Source organism: Vibrio ordalii ATCC 33509 (assembly GCA_000257205.1).
GTDB lineage: Bacteria > Pseudomonadota > Gammaproteobacteria > Enterobacterales > Vibrionaceae > Vibrio > Vibrio ordalii.
In genome coordinates this window covers 1-3,532 of the sequence record AEZC01000031.1, presented here as the reverse complement: position 1 = coordinate 3,532, position 3,532 = coordinate 1, and the positions used below count along the sequence as shown (strand labels likewise).

The 3,532-nt window shown below is 40.2% G+C and carries 5 protein-coding genes; 3 read left to right on the top strand and 2 right to left on the bottom strand.

The features are described 5' to 3' along the window. The 3 genes from VOR_RS0102195 to VOR_RS0102185 form a co-directional block, all read left to right on the top strand. A partial coding sequence (locus VOR_RS0102195; RefSeq protein ID WP_010317969.1) for an SLC13 family permease occupies positions 1-736 on the top strand: 736 nt, incomplete at its 5' end. An 8-nt stretch (positions 737-744) separates the two neighbouring features. Continuing rightward, positions 745-2,082, top strand: a complete 1,338-nt coding sequence (locus tag VOR_RS0102190) for an ATP-binding protein (protein WP_010317967.1) — start codon at positions 745-747, stop codon at positions 2,080-2,082. Further along, the gene (locus tag VOR_RS0102185; RefSeq protein WP_010317964.1) at positions 2,069-2,542 is read left to right on the top strand and encodes a response regulator; all 474 of its coding nucleotides are present in this window, start codon (positions 2,069-2,071) and stop codon (positions 2,540-2,542) included. The genes VOR_RS0102190 and VOR_RS0102185 overlap by 14 nt, the downstream gene beginning before the upstream one ends. A 50-nt stretch (positions 2,543-2,592) precedes the next feature. On the opposite strand, the gene VOR_RS19005 is transcribed toward VOR_RS0102185, so the two are convergent. Next, a complete protein-coding gene (locus VOR_RS19005) occupies positions 2,593-2,802 on the bottom strand; it encodes a hypothetical protein (RefSeq protein ID WP_010317962.1) in 210 nt (69 codons plus the stop codon). 299 nt (positions 2,803-3,101) lie between these two features. After that, positions 3,102-3,314: a transcription antiterminator/RNA stability regulator CspE gene (cspE, locus tag VOR_RS0102175; RefSeq protein ID WP_010317961.1), complete on the bottom strand. Its 213-nt coding sequence runs from the start codon at positions 3,312-3,314 to the stop codon at positions 3,102-3,104. Positions 3,315-3,532 lie beyond the last annotated feature (218 nt).

The following is a 3,532-nucleotide window of genomic DNA, read 5'->3' as shown; positions in this document are numbered from 1 at the left end:
CCTCTTTGGGGTGCCGTTTGTGATCATAATGATGGCACTCGCGTGGGTATTGATTAGCGCCATGTTTAAAGCAGAGCAACAAAAAATTGAATTGACCATTAAAGGTAAATTCTTAAAAACACCAAAAGCCATTATTGTGTATGTCACCTTTGCTCTAACCATTCTTCTTTGGTTGATGGGCTCAACCCATGGTATGAATTCTTATACCGTTGCGCTGATACCCGTGGCTGTCTTTTCTCTTACTGGCATCATCAACAAAGAAGATCTAAAGAACATTTCTTGGGATGTGTTGTGGTTAGTGTCTGGTGGTATTGCGCTAGGACTTGCATTAGACAAAACGGGGTTAGCGCAACTAGTGGTGAACAGCATTCCTTTTGCGCAGTATTCACCTTACGTGGTCTTATTTGGTGCGGCATTTTTGTGTCTCATTATGGCCAATTTTATGTCACATACCGCCACCGCGAACTTATTAATGCCGATTATGGCCGCGCTTGGTGCTTCAATGACTTCGCTTACTCCACTCGGTGGAGAAATCACGTTGATTCTCGTGGTTACCTTTGCTGCATCACTTGGTATGTCATTGCCTATCAGTACACCACCTAATGCGTTAGCGCATGCTACCGGACACGTTCAGAGTAACCAAATGGCTAAAGTAGGTGCCATCCTCGGTGTGATTGGGGTGCTACTCAGTTTTGTCATGGTTTGGTTACTTCATGCGGTTGGTCATATTGGTTAGGCAGCATGATGTCGGATAAAAGACTTGTTGCACTCATTGATCGTTATTTTCGCCATCCGGAACGGATGGTGAAACTGCCTGCGGGAAGTATTGTCATTGAGCAAGAAGGCTATAATGATCGACTCTATTTCGTATGGTCGGGAGAATTGAGTGGCTATTACAATGAAAAAGGTGATAAACGGATAAAAGTTTTTTCAGCCGGTGCAGGTGCTTTTATCGGAGTGCACAGTTTTTTTTCTGGTGAATGGATAGCTTCTTCAACAGTGGTGGCTGAATCTACGGTAGAGCTTGCTTGGATCGACCGGACTACGGCAGTGTTAGAAGAAGATCATTATGGGCCATTAACCGCCCAATTTACACCCGTTATCGTCAATGAATTGTCCCGCCGTCAACGACGCGCAACCCAAGAAGCTGTGGCAAAAGAAAAAGCATTAGAAAGGTTATATTCGGCTGAGCAAATGACGACCTTGGGCCAGTTAGCGGCGGGCATTGCTCATGAATTGAACAATGCCATCGGGGTAGTGAGTAGCAAATCTGAGCGATTAGAAGTACTGTTCATGGAGCTGCTCGAAGAGGTTCATCCTGAAGCTAGCCTCTTTTTCGATTTTGGTCTGATGTATGGCCAGAAAGTATCATCAAGCGAAGCCAGAAGGCGAGGTGCTCTTTTCGAAAAGCAATACGCCCTGCCTAAAAATGTGGCAAGAGATTTGGCAAAAGCGGTTCCAGAAGACTACTTATCTTCGCACTGGCTGAAAAATCCACATTTAGCGATTCGTTATTGGCAAATGGGCCGTGACTTTCATGATTTACGTTTGGCCTCTAAACATACTGTTGGCATTGTTAAATCAGTAAAACAACTGGGCCGAACTGAAATTACTCAAGATGAAGAGTTCGATATCAACGATACGATCAATCGAGCTTTGGCACTATTACAGAGTGATTTACGACGTGTCAGTGTCCGTATTAGGCCAACTGCATTACCCTTATTTAAAGGATCTCAGACAGAGCTGGTACAAATTTGGGTAAACATCATCAAAAATGCCTGTGATGCGATGGCCAACATAGCAGAGCCAATGATAGAGATACAAACTAAATTAAGTAAACAACGTATATTGGTAACCATTGCGAATAATGGTCCTGAAATTGACGAAGCCACTAGACGGAAAATATTCCAACCAAGCTTCACCACCAAAAAAGGAGGCTTGTCGTTTGGTTTGGGGCTAGGGTTATCAATAGTGAAACGCATTGTTTCTGGGTATGGTGGAAATGTCGTACTCAAAAGTGACAATAAAAGAACAATATTTAGAATTAAATTACCCACGGAGAGCGATTATGGAGAAGCTTAATATCATTTGTGTCGATGATCAAAGGGAAGTATTAAGTGCGATATTGCAAGATCTTCAACCACTCACTTCTTGGTTGAATATTGAAGATTGTGAATCGGCTTATGAAGTATTGGATCTAATGGATGAGTTTGACGAACAAGGTGAGCATATTGCGCTGCTGATGTCAGATCATGTGATGCCAGGAAAGACGGGAGTCGAATTATTAACCGAGGTCGCAGCAGATTCCAGATTTAAGAAAACAAAGAAAATTTTGTTAACAGGGCAAGCAACACACACAGATACGATCAATGCGATTAACACTGCAGGTGTAAATCGGTATTTTGAGAAACCGTGGAATGCGAAAGAGCTGGTAGATTGTGTTCGCACTTTAGTGACAGAATTCATCTTTGAAGTAGGTTTAGATTATAAAGACTATCACAACGAATTAGATCAGAAAATAGTGCTAGCAAAACTGAGATAAGTGAATAATGCCCAAATAACTTTAACGGCGGCTATTAAAGTGTTTGGGTATTAATCGATGATATTAAAATGGCCAATGAGCTTGTCATCAGCATTCAATATTTTTCCTTGAGAAGATTCTTCATCATAAATAAAATTGAGATGAAGAGTGTCTAAATTGCAATTTATCTGACTTAATATATGACGTGTCAATATGTCACTATTAAGTTGATGAATAGTCGCATTCCAAGAGCAATGTTTAATATTAAAATGAATATTCATAGTGAGCGTAATTTTTGTGTTGCTTTAGATTTAGCAAACCAAAAACGCTTTCTACCAGTTGTACGAGACATAGTAGATCTCCTTTGTAAAAATGAAAATATTACATAGATAGAAATAGGATTTTCAAAACGGTTTATGCAAAAATGGCTGAATGTTCGAACGGGATAAGCAGAGGGAACGGAGCAGAAGTTTGAGCGATAACGTTGATAACTATAATTTATAATCTAGGTAAAAAATTTATAATCTAGGTAAAAATAAGAGCGCTGGCGTGGTGCCAACGCTCACACATTCATGCGAAATTATTCAGCACGTACGTTAGCAGCTTGAGGACCTTTAGCACCTTGTTCTACAACAAAAGATACTTTTTGGCCTTCTGCTAAAGTTTTGAAACCTTCAGAAGCGATAGCGCGGAAGTGTACGAATACATCTGGACCGCCGTTGCTTTGAGAAATGAAACCAAAACCTTTAGTTTCGTTGAACCATTTTACAGTGCCAGTAGTAGTGTTAGACATATTATGTCCCTTATAAAAATAAAAAATTTTAAAATACAGGTGTTGCTTTGAGACGAATTATTTAAATGAGACCATGAAACTAGAGGACACTTTGAATTGAATCTGAAAGGGAACTTTGGCTTACTTGTTACATTAATAACCCTGTTCAACAGAGCGAACGAATAATCGCATGGTACTCAATCAAAGTAAAGCATTTATTTTTAAATAATTGAGCATTA

Excerpts from the sequence above, each read along its gene's own strand:
- VOR_RS0102190 (WP_010317967.1), top strand. The coding sequence starts at position 745 with ATGTCGGATAAAAGACTTGTTGCACTCATTGATCGTTATTTTCGCCAT.
- VOR_RS0102185 (WP_010317964.1), top strand. The coding sequence starts at position 2,069 with ATGGAGAAGCTTAATATCATTTGTGTCGATGATCAAAGGGAAGTATTA.
- cspE (WP_010317961.1), bottom strand. The coding sequence starts at position 3,314 with ATGTCTAACACTACTACTGGCACTGTAAAATGGTTCAACGAAACTAAA.
- VOR_RS19005 (WP_010317962.1), bottom strand. The coding sequence starts at position 2,802 with ATGAATATTCATTTTAATATTAAACATTGCTCTTGGAATGCGACTATT.